Origin of the sequence: Micromonospora sp. NPDC047753 (genome assembly GCF_040642735.1) — a bacterium.
In the GTDB taxonomy this organism is placed as follows: domain Bacteria; phylum Actinomycetota; class Actinomycetes; order Mycobacteriales; family Micromonosporaceae; genus Micromonospora.
On record NZ_JBEYSL010000024.1, the window covers coordinates 1 to 20,357 of the forward strand.

At 70.1% G+C, this 20,357-nt stretch carries 16 protein-coding genes; 14 read left to right on the plus strand and 2 right to left on the minus strand.

The window, feature by feature from the left end; genetic code table 11:
- The 13 genes from ABZ749_RS03910 to ABZ749_RS03970 form a co-directional block, all read left to right on the plus strand.
- Positions 1 to 332 (plus strand): NADH-quinone oxidoreductase subunit C (locus tag ABZ749_RS03910; protein ID WP_357222486.1); only part of this gene is annotated, 332 nt, incomplete at its 5' end.
- Entirely contained in the window at positions 329 to 1,654 is a 1,326-nt protein-coding gene (locus tag ABZ749_RS03915; RefSeq protein WP_357222488.1) for an NADH-quinone oxidoreductase subunit D, read from the plus strand. The genes ABZ749_RS03910 and ABZ749_RS03915, both read left to right, overlap by 4 nt.
- Positions 1,651 to 2,715: an NADH-quinone oxidoreductase subunit NuoE gene (gene nuoE / locus ABZ749_RS03920; RefSeq protein ID WP_357222490.1), complete on the plus strand. Its 1,065-nt coding sequence runs from the start codon at positions 1,651 to 1,653 to the stop codon at positions 2,713 to 2,715. The genes ABZ749_RS03915 and nuoE overlap by 4 nt, the downstream gene beginning before the upstream one ends.
- Positions 2,712 to 4,028 (plus strand): NADH-quinone oxidoreductase subunit NuoF, encoded by a 1,317-nt coding sequence (gene nuoF / locus ABZ749_RS03925; RefSeq protein WP_112585688.1) that lies wholly within the window; start codon positions 2,712 to 2,714, stop codon positions 4,026 to 4,028. Before nuoE ends, nuoF begins: the two co-directional genes overlap by 4 nt.
- A complete protein-coding gene (locus ABZ749_RS03930) occupies positions 4,028 to 6,535 on the plus strand; it encodes an NADH-quinone oxidoreductase subunit G (RefSeq protein ID WP_357222492.1) in 2,508 nt (835 codons plus the stop codon). The genes nuoF and ABZ749_RS03930 overlap by 1 nt, the downstream gene beginning before the upstream one ends.
- Positions 6,532 to 7,884 carry an NADH-quinone oxidoreductase subunit NuoH gene (nuoH, locus tag ABZ749_RS03935; protein ID WP_357222494.1) on the plus strand — a complete coding sequence of 451 codons (1,353 nt, stop codon included), beginning with the start codon at positions 6,532 to 6,534 and terminating at the stop codon, positions 7,882 to 7,884. Before ABZ749_RS03930 ends, nuoH begins: the two co-directional genes overlap by 4 nt.
- A 1-nt stretch (position 7,885) precedes the next feature.
- Positions 7,886 to 8,527 (plus strand): NADH-quinone oxidoreductase subunit NuoI, encoded by a 642-nt coding sequence (gene nuoI / locus ABZ749_RS03940; protein ID WP_357222496.1) that lies wholly within the window; start codon positions 7,886 to 7,888, stop codon positions 8,525 to 8,527.
- Positions 8,524 to 9,294, plus strand: coding sequence for an NADH-quinone oxidoreductase subunit J (locus ABZ749_RS03945; protein WP_357222498.1), 771 nt, complete (start codon positions 8,524 to 8,526; stop codon positions 9,292 to 9,294). The genes nuoI and ABZ749_RS03945 overlap by 4 nt, the downstream gene beginning before the upstream one ends.
- Entirely contained in the window at positions 9,294 to 9,611 is a 318-nt protein-coding gene (nuoK, locus tag ABZ749_RS03950) for an NADH-quinone oxidoreductase subunit NuoK (protein ID WP_355004853.1), read from the plus strand. Before ABZ749_RS03945 ends, nuoK begins: the two co-directional genes overlap by 1 nt.
- Before the next feature lie 12 nt (positions 9,612 to 9,623).
- A complete protein-coding gene (gene nuoL / locus ABZ749_RS03955) occupies positions 9,624 to 11,549 on the plus strand; it encodes an NADH-quinone oxidoreductase subunit L (RefSeq protein ID WP_355004854.1) in 1,926 nt (641 codons plus the stop codon).
- A gap of 64 nt (positions 11,550 to 11,613) precedes the next feature.
- The gene (locus ABZ749_RS03960) at positions 11,614 to 13,149 is read left to right on the plus strand and encodes an NADH-quinone oxidoreductase subunit M (protein WP_091395550.1); all 1,536 of its coding nucleotides are present in this window, start codon (positions 11,614 to 11,616) and stop codon (positions 13,147 to 13,149) included.
- Entirely contained in the window at positions 13,146 to 14,699 is a 1,554-nt protein-coding gene (gene nuoN, locus ABZ749_RS03965; protein ID WP_357222501.1) for an NADH-quinone oxidoreductase subunit NuoN, read from the plus strand. Before ABZ749_RS03960 ends, nuoN begins: the two co-directional genes overlap by 4 nt.
- A gap of 90 nt (positions 14,700 to 14,789) precedes the next feature.
- Positions 14,790 to 15,875 (plus strand): polyprenyl synthetase family protein, encoded by a 1,086-nt coding sequence (locus ABZ749_RS03970; RefSeq protein ID WP_355004857.1) that lies wholly within the window; start codon positions 14,790 to 14,792, stop codon positions 15,873 to 15,875.
- Here ABZ749_RS03970 and ABZ749_RS03975 read toward each other — a convergent pair.
- Complete coding sequence (locus ABZ749_RS03975) at positions 15,851 to 17,080, minus strand: MFS transporter (RefSeq protein ID WP_357222503.1); 1,230 nt, start codon at positions 17,078 to 17,080, stop codon at positions 15,851 to 15,853. The genes ABZ749_RS03970 and ABZ749_RS03975 overlap by 25 nt on opposite strands.
- A gap of 154 nt (positions 17,081 to 17,234) precedes the next feature.
- Between ABZ749_RS03975 and ABZ749_RS03980 the strand changes: the two genes are divergently transcribed.
- The gene (locus ABZ749_RS03980; RefSeq protein WP_124821331.1) at positions 17,235 to 18,017 is read left to right on the plus strand and encodes an IclR family transcriptional regulator C-terminal domain-containing protein; all 783 of its coding nucleotides are present in this window, start codon (positions 17,235 to 17,237) and stop codon (positions 18,015 to 18,017) included.
- Between the two features lie 91 nt (positions 18,018 to 18,108).
- On the opposite strand, the gene ABZ749_RS03985 is transcribed toward ABZ749_RS03980, so the two are convergent.
- Positions 18,109 to 20,235, minus strand: coding sequence for a PhoX family phosphatase (locus ABZ749_RS03985; RefSeq protein WP_357222505.1), 2,127 nt, complete (start codon positions 20,233 to 20,235; stop codon positions 18,109 to 18,111).
- Between the last annotated feature and the right edge of the window lie 122 nt (positions 20,236 to 20,357).

Sequence of the window (20,357 nt, forward strand, 5' to 3'; positions counted from 1 at the left end):
GGCCGAGCGGCACTCCGACGCCGAGCCGCTCGACTACCGCCACACCGAAGTCGCGGCCGAACTGCGCGACCGAAGCGGTGGCCGCGGTCTCCGTCGAAGCCCCGCACCTGCCCAGCGTGACCGCCGTCTACCCGACGGCGGACTGGCAGGAGCGCGAGGCGTACGACATGTTCGGCATCGTCTTCGACGGCCACCCCAACCTGACCCGGATCCTCATGCCGGACGACTGGGAGGGCCACCCGCAGCGTAAGGACTACCCACTCGGCGGCGTGCCCGTCGAGTACAAGGGCGCGGAGATCCAGCCGCCGAGCGAGCGGAGGTCGTACCAGTGACGACGTCGAACTACGCCAGCGAGCGCGAGACCGACGAGGGTCGGGTCTTCACCGTCACCGGTGGGGACTGGGACACCATCGTCTCGGGCACCGACCCGATCAACGACGAGCGGATCATCGTCAACATGGGTCCGCAGCACCCGTCCACGCACGGGGTGCTGCGGCTGATCCTGGAACTGGAGGGCGAGACGGTCCGCGAGGCCCGCTCGGTCATCGGCTACCTGCACACCGGCATCGAGAAGAACCTCGAATACCGCAACTGGGTCCAGGGTTCGACGTTCGTGACCCGGATGGACTACCTCGCCCCGATCTTCAACGAGACGGCGTACGCCCTCGCGGTCGAGAAGCTGCTCGGCATCACCGACGACATCACCGAGCGGGCCACCACGATCCGCGTGCTGATGATGGAGCTCAACCGGATCTCGTCGCACCTGGTCTGGCTGGCCACCACCGGCATGGAGCTGGGCGCGATCTCGATCATGTTGTACGGCTTCCGCGAGCGGGAGTACATCCTCGACATCTTCGAGACCATCACCGGCCTGCGCATGAACCACGCGTACGTGCGGCCGGGCGGTGTGGCGCAGGACGTGCCGGACGAGGCGATCGTCAAGATCCGTGAGTTCCTCAAGATGATGCCGAAGAAGCTCAAGGAGTACGAGGACCTCCTCTCCGGCCAGCCGATCTGGACCGAGCGGACGAAGGGCGTCGCGGTGCTGGACGTCACCGGCTGCGTGGCGCTCGGCATCACCGGCCCGGTGCTGCGCTCCGCCGGCCTCGCCTGGGACCTGCGCAAGACCATGCCGTACTGCGGCTACGAGACGTACGAGTTCGACGTGCCGACCCACCCCGACGGTGACGTGTGGGGTCGCTACCAGGTCCGGCTCGCCGAGATCCGGGAGTCGATGAAGCTGGTCGAGCAGGCGCTGGACCGGCTCCGTCCCGGCCCGGTGATGGTCGCCGACCGCAAGATCGCCTGGCCGGCACAGCTCGCCATCGGCGTGGACGGCATGGGCAACTCGCTGGAGCACGTCGCGAAGATCATGGGTCAGTCGATGGAGTCGCTGATCCACCACTTCAAGCTGGTGACCGAGGGCTTCCGGGTCCCGCCCGGCCAGGTGTACGTCGCCATCGAGGCGCCCCGCGGCGAGCTGGGCGTCCACGCGGTCTCCGACGGCGGCACCCGGCCCTACCGGGTGCACTACCGGGAGCCCAGCTTCGTCAACCTGCAGGCCCTCCCGGCGATGGCCGAGGGCGGTCTGATCGCCGACGTGATCGCCGGCGGCGCCTCGTTGGACCCGGTGATGGGTGGGTGTGACCGATGACGACGACTTTCACTGACGAGACCCGGGAGCGGGCGCGCGACATCATCGCCCGTTACCCGGCGGACCGGTCCCGCTCGGCGTTGCTGCCGCTGCTGCACCTGGTGCAGGCCGAAGAGGGGTACGTCTCCCCGGCCGGGGTCGCGTTCTGCGCCGAGGTGCTGGGGCTGAACAAGGCCCAGGTCGGCGCGGTGGCGACCTTCTACACGATGTACAAGCGCAAGCCGACCGGTGACTTCCTGGTCAGCGTCTGTACCAACACGATGTGCAACGTGCTCGGTGGCCAGGAGGTCTACGACACCCTCGCCGAGCACCTGGGCGTCGGGCACGACGAGACCACGGCGGACGGCACGATCACGCTGGAGCACGCCGAGTGCCTGGCGGCGTGTGACTACGGCCCGGTGATGACAGTCAACTACGACTTCTTCGACGGCGTGGACGCCTCCACCGCTGTCGGTGTGGTGGACGAGTTGCGGGCCGGCGGTCGGCCGATGCCGACCCGGGGCGCCCGGCTCTGCACCCTGAAGGAGATGGCGGTGCAGCTCGCCGGTTTCGCCGACGAGCGCGACGGTGCGGTCGCCGACGGCGGGCCGGGCGAGCCCACCCTGCGCGGGCTGCGGCTGGCCCAGCAGCACGGCGTCTCGGTGCCGGGCTTCGACCCGAACACCCCGATCCGCAGCAAGGCCGAGGCCGACAAGGCCGCCGCCGAGGCGAAGGCGAAGGCGGAGGCAGCCAAGCCGGCGCCCGTCGAGGCCAGCGCTGCGCCGGTCAAGGGCGGCGACGGGGCGTCCGCCCCGACAGGGGCCGGAGTCACCGGGCCGGCAGAGGCCAGTGACAGCCCCGGCACGAAGGTCCCGACGGACGGCACCGGCACCGCGCCCGAGGCTGGCGACGCGCGGTCGGCCGAGGCCGCCGGCGTGGCGGCCAACGCGCCGGCCAGCGACGGCAAGCCCGCCGGCGACGAGGCCGGGGCGCAGGAGCGCAACCTCACCGAAGCGAAGGCTGGGACGGACGCCGACGGCGCCGGACCGGCGGACGCGAACGAAACGGGGGCCCAGAAGTGACCACTCCCCGCCCGGAGACGCTGGCCAAGCTGACGCCGGTGCTGACCAAGCGCTGGCTGTCGCCGGACGCCTGGCGCATCGGCACGTACGAGCAGTTGGACGGCTACGCCGCGCTGCGCAAGGCGCTCAAGGCCCACCCGGACGACCTGATCCAGCTGATCAAGGACTCCGGGCTGCGGGGCCGGGGCGGCGCCGGCTTCCCGACCGGCCTCAAGTGGGGCTTCATCCCGCAGGGCGACGGCAAGCCGCACTACCTGGTGGTCAACGCCGACGAGGGCGAGCCGGGCACCTGCAAGGACCTGCCGCTGATGACCCACGACCCGCACGCGCTGGTCGAGGGCGTCATCATCGCCTCGTACGCGATCCGGGCCGCCCGCGCCTACATCTACATCCGGGGCGAGGCGGTGCACGCCGCCCGCCGGCTGCGCAACGCGGTCCAGGAGGCGTACGACAAGGGTTACCTGGGCCGGAACATCCTGCGCAGTGGCTACGACCTGGAGCTGGTGGTGCACTCCGGCGCCGGGGCGTACATCTGCGGCGAGGAGACGGCGCTGCTGGACTCGCTGGAGGGGTTCCGGGGTCAGCCCCGGCTGCGCCCGCCGTTCCCGGCCACCCACGGCCTGTACGCGAGCCCGACGGTGGTGAACAACGTCGGCACCATCGCCAGCGTGCCGCCGATCGTGCTCGGTGGGGCCGACTGGTGGAAGAGCATGGGCACCGAGAAGTCCTCCGGGCCGATGATCTACTCGCTCTCCGGCCGGGTCGCCAACCCGGGCCAGTACGAGTGCTCGATGGGTGTCACGCTGCGCGAGCTGCTGGAGTTGGCCGGTGGCATGCAGCCCGGCCACAACCTGCGGTTCTGGACCCCGGGCGGCTCCTCCACCCCGCTGCTCGCCGCCGAGCACCTGGACGTGCCACTGGACTTCGAGGGGGTGGCGGCGGCCGGCTCGATCCTCGGCACCACGGCCACCCAGATCTTCTCCGACCAGGACTGCCCGGTCTACGCGACGTACCGGTGGCTGGAGTTCTACCACCACGAGTCGTGCGGCAAGTGCACCCCGTGCCGTGAGGGCAACTACTGGATGGTCCGGGTCTACCGGCGGATCCTCGCCGGTCAGGGCACCCACGAAGACCTGGACACCCTGCTGGACACCTGCGACAACATCCTCGGCCGCTCGTTCTGCGGTCTGGGTGACGGCGCGACCAGCTCGGTGACCTCCTCGCTGCAGTACTTCAAGCAGGACTACCTCGACTACATCGAGGGTCGGACCGCACCCAAGCTGTCGGAGAAGACCCTGGTAGGGGCGCACTGATGACCGACGTAGCCAAGCAGACCGAGACCGTCACCCTCACCATCGACGGCGTCGAGGTCACCGCCCCCAAGGGGACGCTGCTGATCCGGGTCGCCGAGCAGATGGGCACCGAGATCCCCCGGTTCTGCGACCATCCGCTGCTGGCCCCGGCCGGCGCGTGCCGGCAGTGTCTGGTCGAGGTGGAGGGCCAGCGCAAGCCGGTCGCCTCCTGCACCCAGACCGTCGCCGACGGCATGGTCGTGCGTACCCAGATCACCTCCCCGGTCGCCAAGAAGGCGCAGGAGGGGGTGATGGAGCTTCTGCTGCTCAACCACCCGCTGGACTGCCCGATGTGTGACAAGGGCGGCGAGTGCCCGCTCCAGAACCAGGCGATGTCCACCGGCCGCACCGACTCGCGCTTCCACGAGCACAAGCGGGAGTACGAGAAGCCGATGGCGATCAGCAGCCAGGTGCTGCTGGACCGCGAACGTTGCGTGCTCTGCCAGCGGTGCACCCGGTTCTCCGAGGAGATCGCCGGCGACAAGTTCATCGACCTGATGGGCCGGTCGTCCGCCGAGGAGATCAACATCTACCGGGACGACGCGTACGGCGAAGAGGGCGACGCCGGGGACGTCCCGTTCAACTCCTACTTCTCCGGCAACACGGTGCAGATCTGCCCGGTGGGTGCGCTGACCGGTGCCCAGTACCGTTTCCGCGCCCGCCCGTTCGACCTGGTCTCCAGCCCGAGCGTCTGCGAGCACTGCTCGGCCGGCTGCGGGCAGCGCACCGACTGGCGGCGTGGCAAGGTGCTGCGCCGGCTGGCCGGCGACGAGCCGGCGGTGAACGAGGAGTGGAACTGCGACAAGGGCCGCTGGGGCTTCCAGTACACCCGGGCCGCCGACCGGCTGACCACTCCGCTGGTCCGGGACGAGCGCACCGGTGAGCTGCGGGAGGCGTCCTGGAGTGAGGCGCTCACCGTCGCCGCCGAAGGGCTGCACATCGCTCGGGAGAGCGGGCAGGGCACCGCGGTGCTCACCGGCGGCCGGCTGACAGTCGAGGACGCGTACGCCTACGCCAAGTTCGCCCGGGTTGCGCTGAACACCAACGACATCGACTTCCGGGCCCGCCCGGTCTCCCGCGAGGAGGCCGACTTCCTGGCCAGCTCGGTCGCCGGGGTCACCGACGTCACCTACACCGACGTGGAGAACGCGCCGGCGGTGGTGCTGGTGGGCCTGGAGCCCGAGGAGGAGTGCCCGATCCTCTTCCTGCGGCTGCGCAAGGCGTACCTGAAGAAGACCTTGACCGTGTACGCGCTGGCGCCCTTCGCCACCCGCGGCCTGGAGAAGCTCGGTGCCAAGCTGGCCCGGGTGGTGCCGGGCGAGGAGGCCAGCGTGCTCGCCGAGCACGCCACGGTCAGCGAGGCGCTGAGCGCACCGGGCGCGATCCTGATCGTCGGCGAGCGGCTGGCCACCGTGCCAGGTGGACTGTCCGCCGCGGCCGACGTGGCCCGGCGTACCGGCGCGAAGCTGGCCTGGGTGCCGCGGCGCGCTGGTGACCGCGGCGCTGTCGACGCGGGCTGCCTGCCCAACCTGCTCCCCGGTGGACGCCTGGTCACCGAGCCGGCCGCCCGGGCCGAGCTGGGTGAGGCGTGGGACATCCCGGCCGGGGTGATCCCGAGCCAGGCCGGTCGGGACACCGACGGCATCCTTGCCGCGGCCGCCAACGGGCAGCTCGGCGCGCTTGTCGTCGGCGGTGTCGACCCGGCCGACCTGGCCGACCCGCGACTGGCCGAGTCCGCCCTGGACGCGGTGCCGTTCCTGGTCAGCCTCGAGCTGCGGGGCAGCGCGGTGACCCGGCGGGCGAACGTGGTGCTGCCGGTCGCCCCGGTGGCCGAGAAGGCCGGAAGCTTCCTGGACTGGGAAGGCCGGCTGCGCCCGTTCGAGGCGGTGCTGAACACCTCCGCGATGACCGACGGCCGGGTGCTCGACGCGCTGGCCGCGCTGCTCGACGTACGCCTCGGCACTGCCGACGTGCTGAGCGTGCGTCGTGAGCTGGGCACGCTGCCGGCGACGCGGATGTCCCGGCCGGCCGCGCCGTCGGTCGCACCGGGCCGGGTGCCGCAGCCGAACTCCGGGGAGGCCGTGCTGGCCACCTGGCACCAGCTGGTGGACCTCGGCACCCTGACCGAGGGCGACGAGAACCTCGCCGGGACCGCCCGCCCGCCGGTGGTCCGGCTGGGTAAGGGCACCGCCGAGGCGCTCGGTGTGGTCGACGGTGACGCGGTCACGGTCGGCACCGACCGGGGGGCACTGACCCTGCCGGCGGAACTCACCGAGATGCCGGACGGCGTGGTCTGGCTGCCGACCAACTCACCCGGCTCGACCGTGCGGCGCAGCCTCGGGGCGACGTCCGGCGCGGTCGTCCGGATCTCCGTCCCCGCACCGAGTACGGCCATCCCGGCCGGACGCGTGGCGGCCGACGAGACCGGTCTCCCGGGTCCGCTCCTCAACTCCGGGGGTAACCAGTGAGTCCGATCTACCTGGCCCAGGATCCGACGCTGGCCGACTTCGGCCGGGATCCGTGGTGGCTGGTCCTCGGCAAGATTGTCTTCGCGTTCGCCTTCGGTCTGCTGGCCACCCTGCTCGGTGTCTGGTTCGAACGGCGCGTGGTCGGTTACATGCAGGTGCGGCCCGGCCCCAACCAGGTCGGCCCGTTCGGCCTGCTGCAGACCCTCGCCGACGGCCTGAAGATGGCCTTCAAGGAGGACATCCTGCCGAAGGCGGCCGACAAGGTCGTCTACTTCTTCGCCCCGACCATCTCGGTGATCTGCGCTGTCACCGCCCTGTCGGTGGTGCCGTTCGGCCCGATGGTGAGCATCTTCGGTCACCACACGCCGTTGCAGGTCACCGACGTGCCGGTGGCGGTGCTGCTGCTGCTCGCCTGCTCCTCGATGGGCGTCTACGGCATCGTGCTGGGCGGCTGGGCCTCGGGCTCGACGTACCCGCTGCTGGGTGGTCTCCGGTCGAGCGCCCAGATGATCTCGTACGAGGTCGCGATGGGGCTCAGCATCGTGGCGGTCTTCATGACCGCCGGCACGATGAGCACCAGCGGGATCGTCGCCGCTCAGGGCGACGGCACCGAGCTGACCGTCTTCGGCCAGACCATCCCGGCGCCGGGCTGGTACGCGATCCTGCTGCTGCCGAGCTTCATCATCTTCTTCATCGCCACGGTGGGTGAGACCAACCGGGCGCCGTTCGACCTGCCCGAGGCCGAATCCGAGCTGGTCGCCGGCTTCATGACCGAGTACAGCTCGCTGAAGTTCGCGCTCTTCATGCTCAGCGAGTACGTCGCGATGGTGACCATGTCCGCTGTCACCACCACGCTGTTCCTGGGCGGTTGGCGGGCACCCTGGCCGATCACCATCTGGGAGGGCGCCAACTCCGGTTGGTGGCCGATGCTCTGGTTCTTCGGCAAGGTGATCGCCCTGGTCTTCGTCTTCGTGTGGTTGCGTGGCACGCTGCCCCGGCTGCGGTACGACCAGTTCATGCGGCTCGGCTGGAAGGTCCTGCTGCCGATCAACCTGGCCTGGATCCTGGTCCTGTCGGGCCTGCGCTCCATCGAGGACTGGGACACCCGCGGCAAGGTGATCGCCGTCGGCATCCCGGCCGGCATCCTGCTGATCGCCACGATCTTCTGGCCCAGCCGGCGCCCGACGCCGAAGCCGACGACGCAGGAACAGGTCGACAACCGGCCGCACGGGAGCTTCCCGCTGCCACCGATGGATCTTCAGGTACCACCGAGCCCGCGCATCACGCGCGTGGTCGCCGAGCGGGAGCCGGCCAACATCGTTGCCGGCTCGGACTCCAGGGAGGTGTGACGTGGGCGCGATCACCGGAACGTTCAAGGGATTCGGTGTCACCTTCTCGCACATGTTCAGGAAGGTCGTCACGACCGACTACCCGTTCAAGCCGCCGGTGTCGGCGCCGCGCTACCACGGGCGGCACATCCTCAACCGGCACCCGGACGGCCTGGAGAAGTGCATCGGCTGCGAGCTGTGCGCCTGGGCCTGCCCGGCGGACGCGATCTACGTCGAGGGTGGCGACAACACCGACGAGGAGCGCTTCTCGCCGGGTGAGCGGTACGCCAGCATCTACCAGATCAACTACGCCCGCTGCATCTTCTGCGGGCTGTGCATCGAGGCCTGCCCGACCCGGTCGCTCACCATGAGCAACGAGTACGAGTTGGCCCGGGACAACCGGCAGGACCTGATCTTCACCAAGGAGCAGTTGCTCGCGCCGTTGCTGGAGGGCATGGAGCAGCCTCCGCACCCGATGCGGCTGGGTGACAGCGAGAAGGACTACTACGTCGGCGCGCTGGACAACCCGGGCACCTCCGCCGGTGCGGAGACGTCCCCGATGGGCCCCGGCCGCTACCAGGTCGAGGAGCACCCCGGCGTGACGTTCCCGGGCGCCGAGCAGGCCGCCCAGCGCGTGGCGACCGGCAAGGGAGAGGGAGCATGACCACGTCTACGGTGCTCGCCGCGGCGGGTTCGGTCTCCACCGGTGAGGCGGTCACCTTCTGGATCCTCGCCCCGCTCGCGCTGATCGGCGGGATCGGGATGGTGGCCGCGCGCAACGCCGTGCACTCGGCGCTGTGGCTGGTGCTGACAATGCTCTGCCTGGGCGTGTTCTACGTGCTCCAGGCCGGCCCGTTCATCGGCATGGTGCAGATCATCGTCTACACCGGCGCGATCATGATGCTGTTCCTCTTCGTGCTGATGCTGGTCGGCAGGGACTCCACGGACTCGCTGATCGAGACGCTGCGCGGCCAGCGCGTCGCCGCGATCGTGCTCGGCCTGGGCTTCGCCGGTCTGGTCGGCACCGGCCTCTACCAGGCGCTGGACCGGACCAACACGGTCGGTCTGGAGCAGGTCAACGCCGAGGGGAACGTACAAGGGATCGCCCGGCTGCTGTTCACCAAGTACGTCTTCGCGTTCGAGCTGACCTCGGCGCTGCTGATCACCGCGGCGGTCGGTGCCATGGTGCTGGCCCACGTCGAGCGGCGGAAGCAGGACAAGGTCGACCAGGTGTCCACCATGAAGGCACGCTTCGCCCCGGGCAACTACCCCGGCCCGAAGCCGGGCCCCGGCGTCTTCGCGACCTCCTCCTCGGTGGCCACCCCGGCCCGGCTGCCCGACGGCCGCCTGACCGACCGCAGCATCCCGGCGATCCTTCCGCAGCGCGAGCTGACCGCCGAGGAGACCTCGCTGAAGGGGACGGACAAGTAATGGGATCGTTCTTCTCGGTCGAGCCGACCTACTACCTCGTGCTCGCCGCGGTGCTGTTCACCATCGGCGCCGCCGGGGTGCTGGTCCGGCGCAACGCGCTCGTGCTGTTCATGTGCGTGGAGCTGATGCTCAACGCGGCCAACCTGACGCTGGTCACCTTCAGCCGGATCAACGGTGACCTCAACGGCCAGATCATGGCGTTCTTCGTGATGGTGGTGGCGGCGGCCGAGGTTGTGGTCGGGCTCGCGATCATCATGTCCATCTTCCGGACGCGACGCTCGGCGAGTGTCGACGACGCCAACCTGCTCAAGTACTAGAGGGGTCCACCGGTGGAAGAGACTGTGGAATACGCCCAGGCCACGGGGCTGCTCGGGGGCGTCTGGCTGCTGGTGGCGATCCCGCTGCTCAGCGCGGCAATCCTGCTGCTGCTCGGCCGCCGGGCCGACCGCTGGGGGCACTGGTTGGGCGTCGCCGCCATCGGCGCCGCGTTCGTGCTCGGCCTGAGCTTCTTCTTCCAGCTGCGTGGCCTGGAGAACAAGTCCGTCGAGCTGAGCCTCTGGGACTTCATCGCCGTCGGTGATCTGCGCGTCGACTTCGGCCTGCTGTTCGACCCGCTGGCTGCGGTCTTCGTACTGCTGATCACCGGGGTGGGTTTCCTGATCCACCTGTACGCGGTGGAGTACATGTCGCACGACGCGGGCCGTCGTCGGTTCTTCGCGTACTTCAACCTGTTCGTCGCGGCGATGCTGCTGCTGGTGCTCGGCAACAACTACGTGATGCTGTACTTCGGCTGGGAGGGCGTCGGTCTGGCGTCGTACCTGCTGATCTCCTTCTGGACCGAGCGGCCGAGCGCGGCCACCGCCGGCAAGAAGGCGTTCCTGATGAACCGGGTCGGCGACGCCGGCCTGGCCATCGGCATCTTCATCATGTTCGCCACCCTGGGCACCACCCAGTACGACGAGGTGTTCAACGGTGTCGGCGCGCTGACCGGCACCACGGTGCTGGTCCTCGGCCTGTTGCTGCTGCTCGGGGCGGCCGGCAAGTCCGGTCAGTTCCCGCTCCAGGCGTGGTTGCCGGACGCGATGGAGGGTCCGACCCCCGTGTCGGCGCTCATCCACGCCGCCACCATGGTCACCGCGGGCGTCTACCTGATCGCCCGGTCCAACCCGATCTTCTCGGCCAACTCGACGCTGCAACTCGTGGTGGTCAGTGTCGGCGCGCTCACCCTGCTGATCGGCTGCATCATCGGTGCGGCCAAGGACGACATCAAGCGGGTGCTCGCCTGGTCGACGGTGAGCCAGATCGGCTACATGTTCCTCGGTGTCGGTCTCGGCGGCGCGGCGTACGCGCTGGCCATCGTGCACCTGCTGGCGCACGGCTTCTTCAAGGCCAACATGTTCCTGGGCGCGGGCTCGGTCATGCACGGGATGAAGGACCAGGTCGACATCCGCCGCTTCGGTGGGCTGTCCAAGTACATGAAGATCACCTGGTTGACCTTCATGATGGGTTGGCTGGCCATCATCGGCATGTTCCCCTTCTCCGGCTTCTTCTCCAAGGAGCCGATCATCGTGGCCGCCTTCGAGCGGGAGGACTGGACCGCCTGGCTCTTCGGCGGTGCGGCACTGCTCGGCGCCGGGCTCACCGCGTTCTACATGACGCGGCTGTTCGTCCTCACGTTCCACGGGCCGCAGCGGTGGACCGAGGACATCGAGCACCCGCACGAGTCGCCGAAGCTGATGACCATCCCGCTGATCCTGCTGGCGGTCGGGTCGGTCGGCGCCGGCTTCCTGCTCGCCACGTCCGTCCCGGACTGGCTGACGGAGACCGCCGGACTGGGCGGCGAGCACGCGGAGCACGAGGCGGTCCTCTCGCACACCGTGATCACCATCCTGTCGCTGCTGGTGACCGTGCTCGGTGCCGGGCTCGCCTGGTTCCTGTTCCGCGCCGGCACCGCCACCGCGCCGCAGCCGGCCGGGGTGCTGGTCACCGCCGCCCGGCGCAACCTCTACACCGACACGGTCAACGAGGCGGTCTTCGAGAAGCCGGGCATCTTCCTCACCCGGGCGCTGGTGTACCTCGACAACCGGGGCATCGACGGGCTCGTCAACGGGCTCGCCGCCGCGGTCGGCGGTGGCTCGGGTCGCCTCCGTCGGATGCAGACCGGCTTTGTCCGCTCGTACGCCACCTCGATCCTTGCCGGTGCGCTGCTGGTGATGGCGGCGTTCCTGGCGGTGCAGGCGGGGTGGTTGGCGTGATCGACCTCTTTCCGGCCGCCCCCGCCGGCGGACCACGCAGTGACGACGGAGGTAAGGCCGCATAATGTCCAACTTCCCGTTCCTCTCGGTGCTCACCGTGGCGCCGCTGGTGGGCGCCCTGGTGGTGGCCTTCCTGCCGCGCCACCGCCCGGAGCTGGCCAAGCAGGTGGCGTTCGCCTGGTCGCTGCTCGTGCTGGTGCTCTCGGTGGTGATGTGGGTCAGCTTCAACGCCGGCGGTGACCGGTTCCAGTTCCGCGAGTCGTACTCCTGGATCCCGAACTGGGGGGTCAGCTTCACCTTCGCCGCCGACGGCATCGCGCTGGTGATGCTGATGCTGATCGCGGTGCTGGTGCCGCTGGTGATCCTGGCGTCCTGGCACGACGCGGAGTCGTCGAAGCGGTCGGTGCCCGTCTACTTCGCACTGCTGCTGGTCCTCGAGTGCACGATGATCGGCGTCTTCGCGGCCGCCGACGTCTTCCTGTTCTACGTGTTCTTCGAGGTCATGCTGGTGCCGATGTACTTCCTCATCGGCAGCTACGGCGGCCACCAGCGGCAGTACGCGGCGGTGAAGTTCTTCCTCTACTCGCTCGTCGGCGGTCTGTTCATGCTGGCCGCGGTGATCGGCCTGTGGGTGGTCGGCGGGAAGACCTTCGACTGGCAGGCGCTCTCGCAGGTCGACATCAGCACCGGCACCGAGCGGTGGCTGTTCCTCGGCTTCTTCCTCGCGTTCGCCATCAAGGCGCCGTTCTTCCCGTTCCACACCTGGTTGCCCGACGCCGGTGGCGCCGCCCCGGCGGGGGCGGCGGCGCTGCTTGTCGGCGTGCTGGACAAGGTCGGCACCTTCGGCATCCTGCGTTACTGCCTGCCGCTGTTCCCGGAGGCGTCGAAGTGGTTCGCGCCGTGGGCGCTGGCCCTGGGCGTGATCGGCATCGTCTACGCCGCGCTGCTGGCGGTCGGCCAGAACGACCTCAAGCGGCTGGTGTCGTACACCTCGATCGCGCACTTCGGCTTCATCGGCGTGGGCATCTTCGCCTTCACCACCCAGGCCGGCACCGGCGCGGTGCTCTACATGCTCAACCACGGGCTGGCAACCGGCCTGCTCTTCCTGGTGGTGGGCATGCTGATCTCTCGGCGTGGTTCGTCGCTGATCAGCGACTTCGGTGGCGCCGGCAAGCTCGTCCCAGTGCTCGCCGGGGTGCTCTTCTTCGCCGGTCTCGCCTCGCTCGCGCTGCCCGGCACGGCGCCGTTCATCTCCGAGTTCCTGGTGCTGATCGGCACGTTCACAGTGAACAAGCCGGTCGCGGTGATCGCCACGCTCGGCATCATCCTGGCCGCCGCGTACGTGCTGTGGATGGTGCAGCGCACCACCCAGGGCACCCTCAACCCGGCGCTGACCGAGGTCGACGGCATGCGCCGGGACCTCAACCTGCGCGAGAAGGTCGTGGTCGCCCCGCTGATCGCGCTGATCGTGCTGCTCGGCTTCTTCCCCAAGCCGGTCACTGACGTGATCAACCCCGCCGTCCAGGCGACAATGGACGACATCGGCAGAACCGACCCGGCGCCGTCCGTGGGCGGCACCGTCCAGGAGGCGGCAAAGTGACCGAGTTGAAGCTGCCGTCGATCGACTACGCGGCGATCTCTCCGATCCTGATCATGCTGGGCACCGCGTTGCTCGGCGTGCTGGTCGAGGCCCTGGTGCCTCGTCGCTGGCGGCACGTGGTGCAGTTGACGCTGGCGCTGCTCGCCGTGCTCGCGGCACTGACCATGGTGGTCCTCAGCGCCGACGAGCGGATCATCACGGCGGGTCAGGCGCTCGCGATCGACGGGCCGACGCTCTTCCTCCAGGGCGCGATCCTGGTGCTGGCCGCCATGGCGCTGCTGCTGATCGGTGACCGCTCGGTCGAGCGGGGCGGGGCGTTCGTCGCCCAGGCCGCGGTGACCGCGGAGTCGGCCGACGACCGGCGGCAGGCCGAGGGTCGCAACGGTCTCACCGAGGTCTACCCGCTGACCACGTTCGCGATCGGCGGCATGCTGATCTTCGTGGCGGCGAACGACCTGCTGACCATGTTCATCGCCCTTGAGGTCTTCTCCCTGCCGCTCTACCTGCTCTGCGCGCTGGCCCGTCGCCGGCGTCTGCTGAGCCAGGAGGCGGCGATGAAGTACTTCCTGCTCGGCGCGTACGCCTCGGCGTTCTTCCTGTTCGGCGTGGCCCTGATCTACGGCTTCACCGCCGGCATCCCGGGCCGCACGGCCGGCGTCGACTTCGCCACCATCCACGCGGCGGTGGGCGAGTCGCCGGCCAGCCCGGTGCTGCTCTTCGCCGGCATGGCGCTGCTCGCCATCGGTCTGCTCTTCAAGGCCGCGGCGGCCCCGTTCCACGTCTGGACCCCGGACGTCTACCAGGGCGCTCCGACCCCGGTCACCGGTTTCATGGCGGCCTGCACCAAGGTCGCCGCGTTCGGTGCCCTGCTGCGCGTCTTCCAGGTCGCGTTCGCCGACGCCAACTGGGACTTCACGCCGGTCCTCGGCGCGGTGGCGGTGCTGACCATGCTCATCGGCGCGGTGCTCGCGGTCACCCAGACCGACATCAAGCGGCTGCTCGCGTACTCCTCGATCGCCAACGCCGGCTACCTGCTGGTCGGTGTGTTGGCGCCGAGCCGCGACGGGCTCGCCGGCACGATGTTCTACCTGGTCGCGTACGGCTTCTCGGTGCTGGCCGCGTTCGCCGTGGTGACGCTGGTACGCGACGACGACGGCGAGGCCACCCACCTGTCCCGCTGGGCCGGGCTGGGCCGCCGGTCGCCGTTCTTCGCCGCGCTGTTCACGTTCATTCTGCTGGCCTTCGCCGGTATTCCGCTGACCAGCGGCTTCACCAGCAAGTTCGCCATCTTCGGGCCGGCGCTGGAGGGTGGCCAGGCCTGGCTGGTGATCGCCGGTGTGCTGACCAGCATGATTCTGGCGTTCCCGTACCTGCGGGTCGTGGTGATGATGTGGCTCTCCGAGCCGGGCGAGTCGACCCCGACCGTCACGGTGCCCGGTGGGCTCACCGCCGCGGCGCTGATGATCGGTGTGCTGGCGACCCTGGTGCTGGGTGTCGCCCCGGCGCCGCTGCTGGATCTGGCTACCGGAGCCGCCGAATTCGTTAGATGACCGAAGGATCGATCACCGGGGGTCGGCGCGTGTTCACGTGCCGGCCCCCGGTGCGTATCCCCGGGCCGGAGCAGGTCGAACGGGTGTGGCATGGTTGATAGCGTGGTGAATCCGGCGGGCGAGCGTTCAGGTGCCTCCGGCTCCGGCGGTCGACGGGGTCGGGCGAGCACGAGTCAGTTCGGCGCGCTTGGCCTGAGCCTCGCCGATCCCCGTGTCGAGGCGTCCGTGCTGGGTCTGCTGGACACGGTCGAGGTCGAGTTGCGGGCCAGCGTGGCCAGTGCCGACCCGTTCGTCACCGAGGCCGCCCGGCACCTCGTCGAGGCCGGTGGGAAGCGGTTCCGGCCGTTGCTGGTGGCGCTCGGCGCCCAGTTCGGTGATCCGACCGGTGCGCAGGTGGTCCCGGCCGCCGTGGTGATGGAGCTCACTCACCTCGCCACCCTCTACCACGACGACGTGATGGACGAGGCAGCCGTCCGTCGGGGCGCGCCGAGCGCGAACTCCCGGTGGACCAACTCGGTCGCCATCCTGGTCGGCGACTACCTCTTCGCCCGCGCGGCGGACATCGCCGCCGACCTGGGCCCCGAGGCGGTCCGGTTGCAGGCGCGCACCTTCGCCCGGCTGGTGCACGGCCAGATCGCGGAGACGGTCGGGCCGCGTGCCGACGACGACCCGGTGGCCCACTACCTGCACGTGATCGCTGAGAAGACCGGCTCGTTGATCGCCACGTCCGCCCGGTTCGGCGGCATGTTCGGTGGGGCCGCCCCTGAGCACGTGGAGGCCCTCGCCGGGTATGGCGAAACGATCGGCGTCGCCTTCCAACTCTCCGACGACCTGCTGGACATCGCCTCCGAGTCGGTGCAGTCGGGCAAGACCCCCGGCACGGACCTGCGCGAGGGTGTTCCGACGCTGCCGGTGCTCTACGCCCGCGAGGCGGACGACTCCGACGCGTCGTCGGTGCGGCTGCGGGAGATCCTGGCGACCGGCCCGTTGACCGACGACGCGCTGCACGCCGAGGCGTTGGGGCTGCTCCGGGAGAGCCCGGCGCTCAAGCGGGCCCGGGAGACCGTCCGCAGCTACGCCGAGGACGCCCGCGCGCAGCTCGCTCCGCTGCCGCACGGCCCGTCCCGCAGCGCTTTGGAGTCGCTCTGCGACTACATCGCCGACCGCACCAGCTGATCCACGCCACGGCCCTCCGCAGCGCCGGCGCGGGTCAACAGTCGGCTGCCGACGAGCATGAGGGCGGCGGCGAGCAGCATCGCCACGGCCGCGACGGTCCACATCGCCGGGTAACCGAGGTGGGCGGCGAGCGGGCCCAGGCTCAGCGGGCCGAGGCAGCCGCCCGCGTACACCCCGGTCTGTGTGATCGAGGTGGCGGCGGCCGGTGACCGCGGGTGGAGCCGGACCACCGCGAAGTTCATCAGGCCGGGCCAGGCCCAGCCCAGGCCGAAGCCGAGCACCACACCGACTACCAACGGCACCGAGCCGGTCAACGCGAGCAGGCCCAGCCCGACCGCGCCGACGAGCAGCATCGCGGCGATGAGGGCGACGTGACCGGTCTCGCGGCGGTCGGCCAACCAGCCCGCGCCCACCCGGGCCGCCACGCAGACAGCGCTACCCAGGGTCAGGGTGAGACCGGCGAGGCCCGGCGACAGACCTCGGGCCGCCGAGGAGTCCACCAGGAAGGTGCCGAGCGAGTTGGCCGCGCCCGACGCCAACGTCGCCGCCGCGCCGATCACCACCAGCGCCGCCGTCGCCCGCCCCGCGCGCGCGGCGCCGGCCCGACGGGCCGGGCCAGGCAACTGTCGGGGTACGGCGGCCAGCGTCGTCAGCGCCGCCACGGCGGCGGCCACGAACGCCCAGCGCCAGCCGGCGGTGAGCGCGATGGTGGGCACCGCCGCGCCGGCCAGCAGGGTGGAGACCGGGATGGCGGCCTGCTTGACACCGAACGACAGCCCCTGCCGCCGGGCCGGCACGTGCTGGGCCAGCGCCGCGTTGCTGGCCAACTGGCCGAGCGCGTTCGCGGCGGCGCTGAGCGCCAGCAGACCGACCAGCACCGGGTACGACCTGGCGAAGGCGGCCACGGCCAGCATCGACCCGGCGGCCAGCACGATGCCGCAGCGGGCGACCACCGCCGGTCCGTACCGCTCGACCAACCGCCCGGAGGGCACCGAGGCCAGCGCGCTGACCCCGAAGTAGACGGAGACGGCAAGGCCCAGGCCGGCCGGCGAGAAGCCGAGGTCCGTGCCCATCTGAACGGCGAGACCGCCGAGCAGGAAGACGGGGAGTACGCAGGCCACCGTGGTGACGACTGCGCCGACGCTGGCCCGAACCGGATGGGGTCGGGCAACGGCCGGATCGGGGGTGTTCGAGGTGTCGGTCATCGTTCGGCAAACCTACGCGAGCCCTGTTCACCGCACTCCCGGTGACCGGCGGGCAACAACCTGTGGATGGTGATCTGGCATCCTCGACCCGAACAGGCATTTCGCACCGGGCCTGTTTTTCATATGGTGTAAGTCCACGGCGGCGGAGGTGGTTGTGCGCGACCCCTTGGCAGAACCTTCGGACCTGATTCGCAGCGTGTCCCGAGCGCTACGGGTGCTGGAGTCGGTCGGTCGTGCCCCGAAGGGCCTGACCGTCAAGCAGATCGCCAGACGCTGCGAGCTGACCGTGGCCACCACCTACCACCTGGTTCGCACCCTCGCCTACGAGGGCTACGTGATCCGTCGCGAGGACGGCACGTACATCGTGGGGTTGGAGGTGGCCGACCGGTACCGGGAGCTGGTGACGGCGTTCCGGGGCCCGCCGGCGGTCGGTGAGACACTGCGCCGGGCCGCCCTGGACACCGGCTACAGCCACTACCTTGGTCGGTTCGTCGGCGGCCAGGTGGCCCTCACCGCCGTCGCCGAGGGGCACCGCTCGCCCTACCTGGAGGATCTGGTCCCCGGCTTCGACGAGGGTGCGCACGCGACAGCGCTCGGCAAGTCGCTGCTCGCCACCCTCACGACCGACCAGCGCTACCGCTATCTGCGCGAGTACGGCATGCGCCCGTTCACCACCGCCACGCTCACCACCACCGAGAGTTTCGAGGCGGACCTGGCCGCCGGCGACCGGCGCGGCATGCAACTGGAGATGGGGCAGTTCCGCCAGGGGGTGGCCTGCGCCGCGGTGCTCGTCGCGCCGGACAAGGACATGGAACGCCGGGTCGTGCTGGCCTGCGCGTTGCCGGCCAGCGAGATGATGACCTCCGCCCGGGTGGTACGCGCCAAGCTGCTCACCGTGGCCCGCAGCGTGGCCGACGGCATCGCCAGCGACAACTGACGGCCGAGAGGCCCTCTCCCGGGCTGGGAGAGGGCCTCTCGGGGCGGTCCAACGCGGGACCGCCGGAGGAATGTCAGCGGCTGTCGTGCCGTCAGCTGCCCACCGGGCCGCCGTCGAGGCGCCAGGTGACCACCACGCCCGGCTTGGCGTAGTCACCGTCCGGCCAGTTCGAGGCCGGGTTCTCCACCGAGGCCCCGGTGATCTCGCCCGGGTGCTGCACGGCAACGAAGACCGAGCGGTTGTCGCCGGTGATGAACGGACCGCAGGTCTCCGCGCCGAGCGGCACAGTCAGGAACTGCTTGAGGTGACCCCGCTCCGGACCCTCAACGGCGGTGGCGAACAGACCGTCGTTGCTGCCCAGCGCGTTGCCGTCAGTGGAGATCCAGAGGTTGCCGGTGGCGTCGAAGGCGACGTTGTCCGGGCAGGAGATCGGGGAGACCTTGGTCTTGTCGTACCCGGCGAAGAAGGTCGACGGGTCGGTCGGGTCGCCGCACACGATCGGCAACGACCAGGCGAAGGTCTCCGAGGTGTTGTCGTTGCGGTCCTCGACCAGTTCCAGGATCTGCCCGTGCTTGTTGGCGTTGCGCGGGTTGGCCTCGTCCGGCTTCGGGTTGCTGCCGACGCCCCGGTTGGTGTTGTTGGTCAGCGCCACGTACACCTTGCCGGTGAGCAGGCTCGGCTCGACGTCCTCGGGGCGGTCCATCTTGGTCGCGCCGACCTTGTCACCGGCGAGCCGGGTGAAGGTGAGCACGTCCGCCGCGGTCATCCCGTCGACGAACGACCGGTTGCCGCTGACCAGCCTGATCCAGCGGCCCCGACCGTTGAACGCGCCGTCGGTGGGGAGCTTGCCCGTACCGTCGATCTCGGCGGCGCTGGTCTGGTCGAGCTTCGCCACGTAGAGCGTGCCGGACTCCAGCAGGGTCAGGTTGTGCTTGCGGGCAGCCCAGGAGTTGCCCTTCATGAACTTCTTGTCCGAGACGAACTTGTAGAGGTAGTCGAACCGCTCGTCGTCGCCCATGTACGCGACCACGTGGCCGTCCTTCGCGACGATCACGTTGGCGCCCTCGTGCTTGAACCGGCCCATCGCGGTGTGCTTGCGCGGGCGGCTCTCCGGGTCGAACGGGTCGATCTCGACGACCCAGCCGAACCGGTGTGCCTCGTTGGGGTGCTTCGCCAGGTCGAAGCGCTCGTCCGCGCGCTCCCACTTGCGGCTGCCGCTGGGGTAGCGGCTGGCGGTGCTGATGCCGTAGCGGTCCAGCTTCGGCTTCAGTTCGGCCGGGGCGGCGTCGGCGCCCACGAAGTACTGGTTGAAGTTCTCCTCGCCGGAGAGCACGGTGCCCCACGCGGTCACGCCACCGGCGCAGTTGTTCAGCGTGCCGACGACCGTACGGCCCCTGGGGTCGGCGGCGGTCTTCAGCCAGGCCGAGCCGGCGGCCGGGCCGGTCAGGTCGAACTTGGTGCTCAGGGCGGTGACCCGCCGGTTGTACGGCCGCGGGCCCTTGCCGACCGGCTTCCACTGCCCGGTGCCCGCGACCCGCTCAAGCTCCACCACCGACATGCCGTGCGCGGCCATGGCGGTGCGCACCTGCTCCACGGAGAGCCCGTCCAGGCCGGGGAAGCCCGGGAACATCAGGTCCTCGTTGGTGTACTCGTGGTTGACCACGAGCAGCGCCCGCTTGCCCTGCTTGTCCAGCGGCAGCACACCCACGAAGTCGTTGTTGTAGCCGAACTGCTTGGACTGCGCGGCGGCGGTCTGGTGGTGCAGGTCGAACTCCGGCGCGCCCGGCAGCACCGGGTCACCCCACTTGATCACCACGGCGTGGTCGTAGCCGTTCGGCACGACCAGGGTGTCCAGCTTGTTCGGAGGGATCGGCTTGAAGGTCAGCGCGCCGCTGCCGATTCCGGTGCTCGGACGACCGAACCCGAAGTTCTCCGGAACGTCCGGGGCGGTCGGGGCCGCCATGGCCGGGGCCGCCCCGGCGAGCGCGCCAGCCGCCGTGCCGCCGAAACCGAGCACCAGCGCGCCGACCGCGCCAGCCCGGACCACGCCACGCCGCGACACCTCGGCGTTCACCACATCGCCGAAGTACGCGTTGTCGGAGGTGTTCGGGACCGGGTGGTCACACGCGTTTCCGCACCGGTACAGGCAGGTCATGGCATCACGGGTGCCATGGCGGGTGCCGTTCAACAGGGGGAGCAGCCGGGGACGGTCGCTCATGGGGGAGGCCTCCAGAGAAGTCGGTGGCACGACAGGCGGCGTACCAGCCGGACGCTAGGAGGACGTGGTGAGCACGCGTCAGCCGCGATGTGAACCAGGCATGAACACCTCTCCGGGCGGCA

Excerpts from the sequence above, each read along its gene's own strand:
- nuoE (WP_357222490.1), top strand. The coding sequence starts at position 1,651 with ATGACGACGACTTTCACTGACGAGACCCGGGAGCGGGCGCGCGACATC.
- ABZ749_RS03930 (WP_357222492.1), top strand. The coding sequence starts at position 4,028 with ATGACCGACGTAGCCAAGCAGACCGAGACCGTCACCCTCACCATCGAC.
- ABZ749_RS03945 (WP_357222498.1), top strand. The coding sequence starts at position 8,524 with ATGACCACGTCTACGGTGCTCGCCGCGGCGGGTTCGGTCTCCACCGGT.
- nuoK (WP_355004853.1), top strand. The coding sequence starts at position 9,294 with ATGGGATCGTTCTTCTCGGTCGAGCCGACCTACTACCTCGTGCTCGCC.
- ABZ749_RS03960 (WP_091395550.1), top strand. The coding sequence starts at position 11,614 with ATGTCCAACTTCCCGTTCCTCTCGGTGCTCACCGTGGCGCCGCTGGTG.
- ABZ749_RS03970 (WP_355004857.1), top strand. The coding sequence starts at position 14,790 with ATGGTTGATAGCGTGGTGAATCCGGCGGGCGAGCGTTCAGGTGCCTCC.
- ABZ749_RS03975 (WP_357222503.1), bottom strand. The coding sequence starts at position 17,080 with ATGACCGACACCTCGAACACCCCCGATCCGGCCGTTGCCCGACCCCAT.
- ABZ749_RS03985 (WP_357222505.1), bottom strand. The coding sequence starts at position 20,235 with ATGAGCGACCGTCCCCGGCTGCTCCCCCTGTTGAACGGCACCCGCCAT.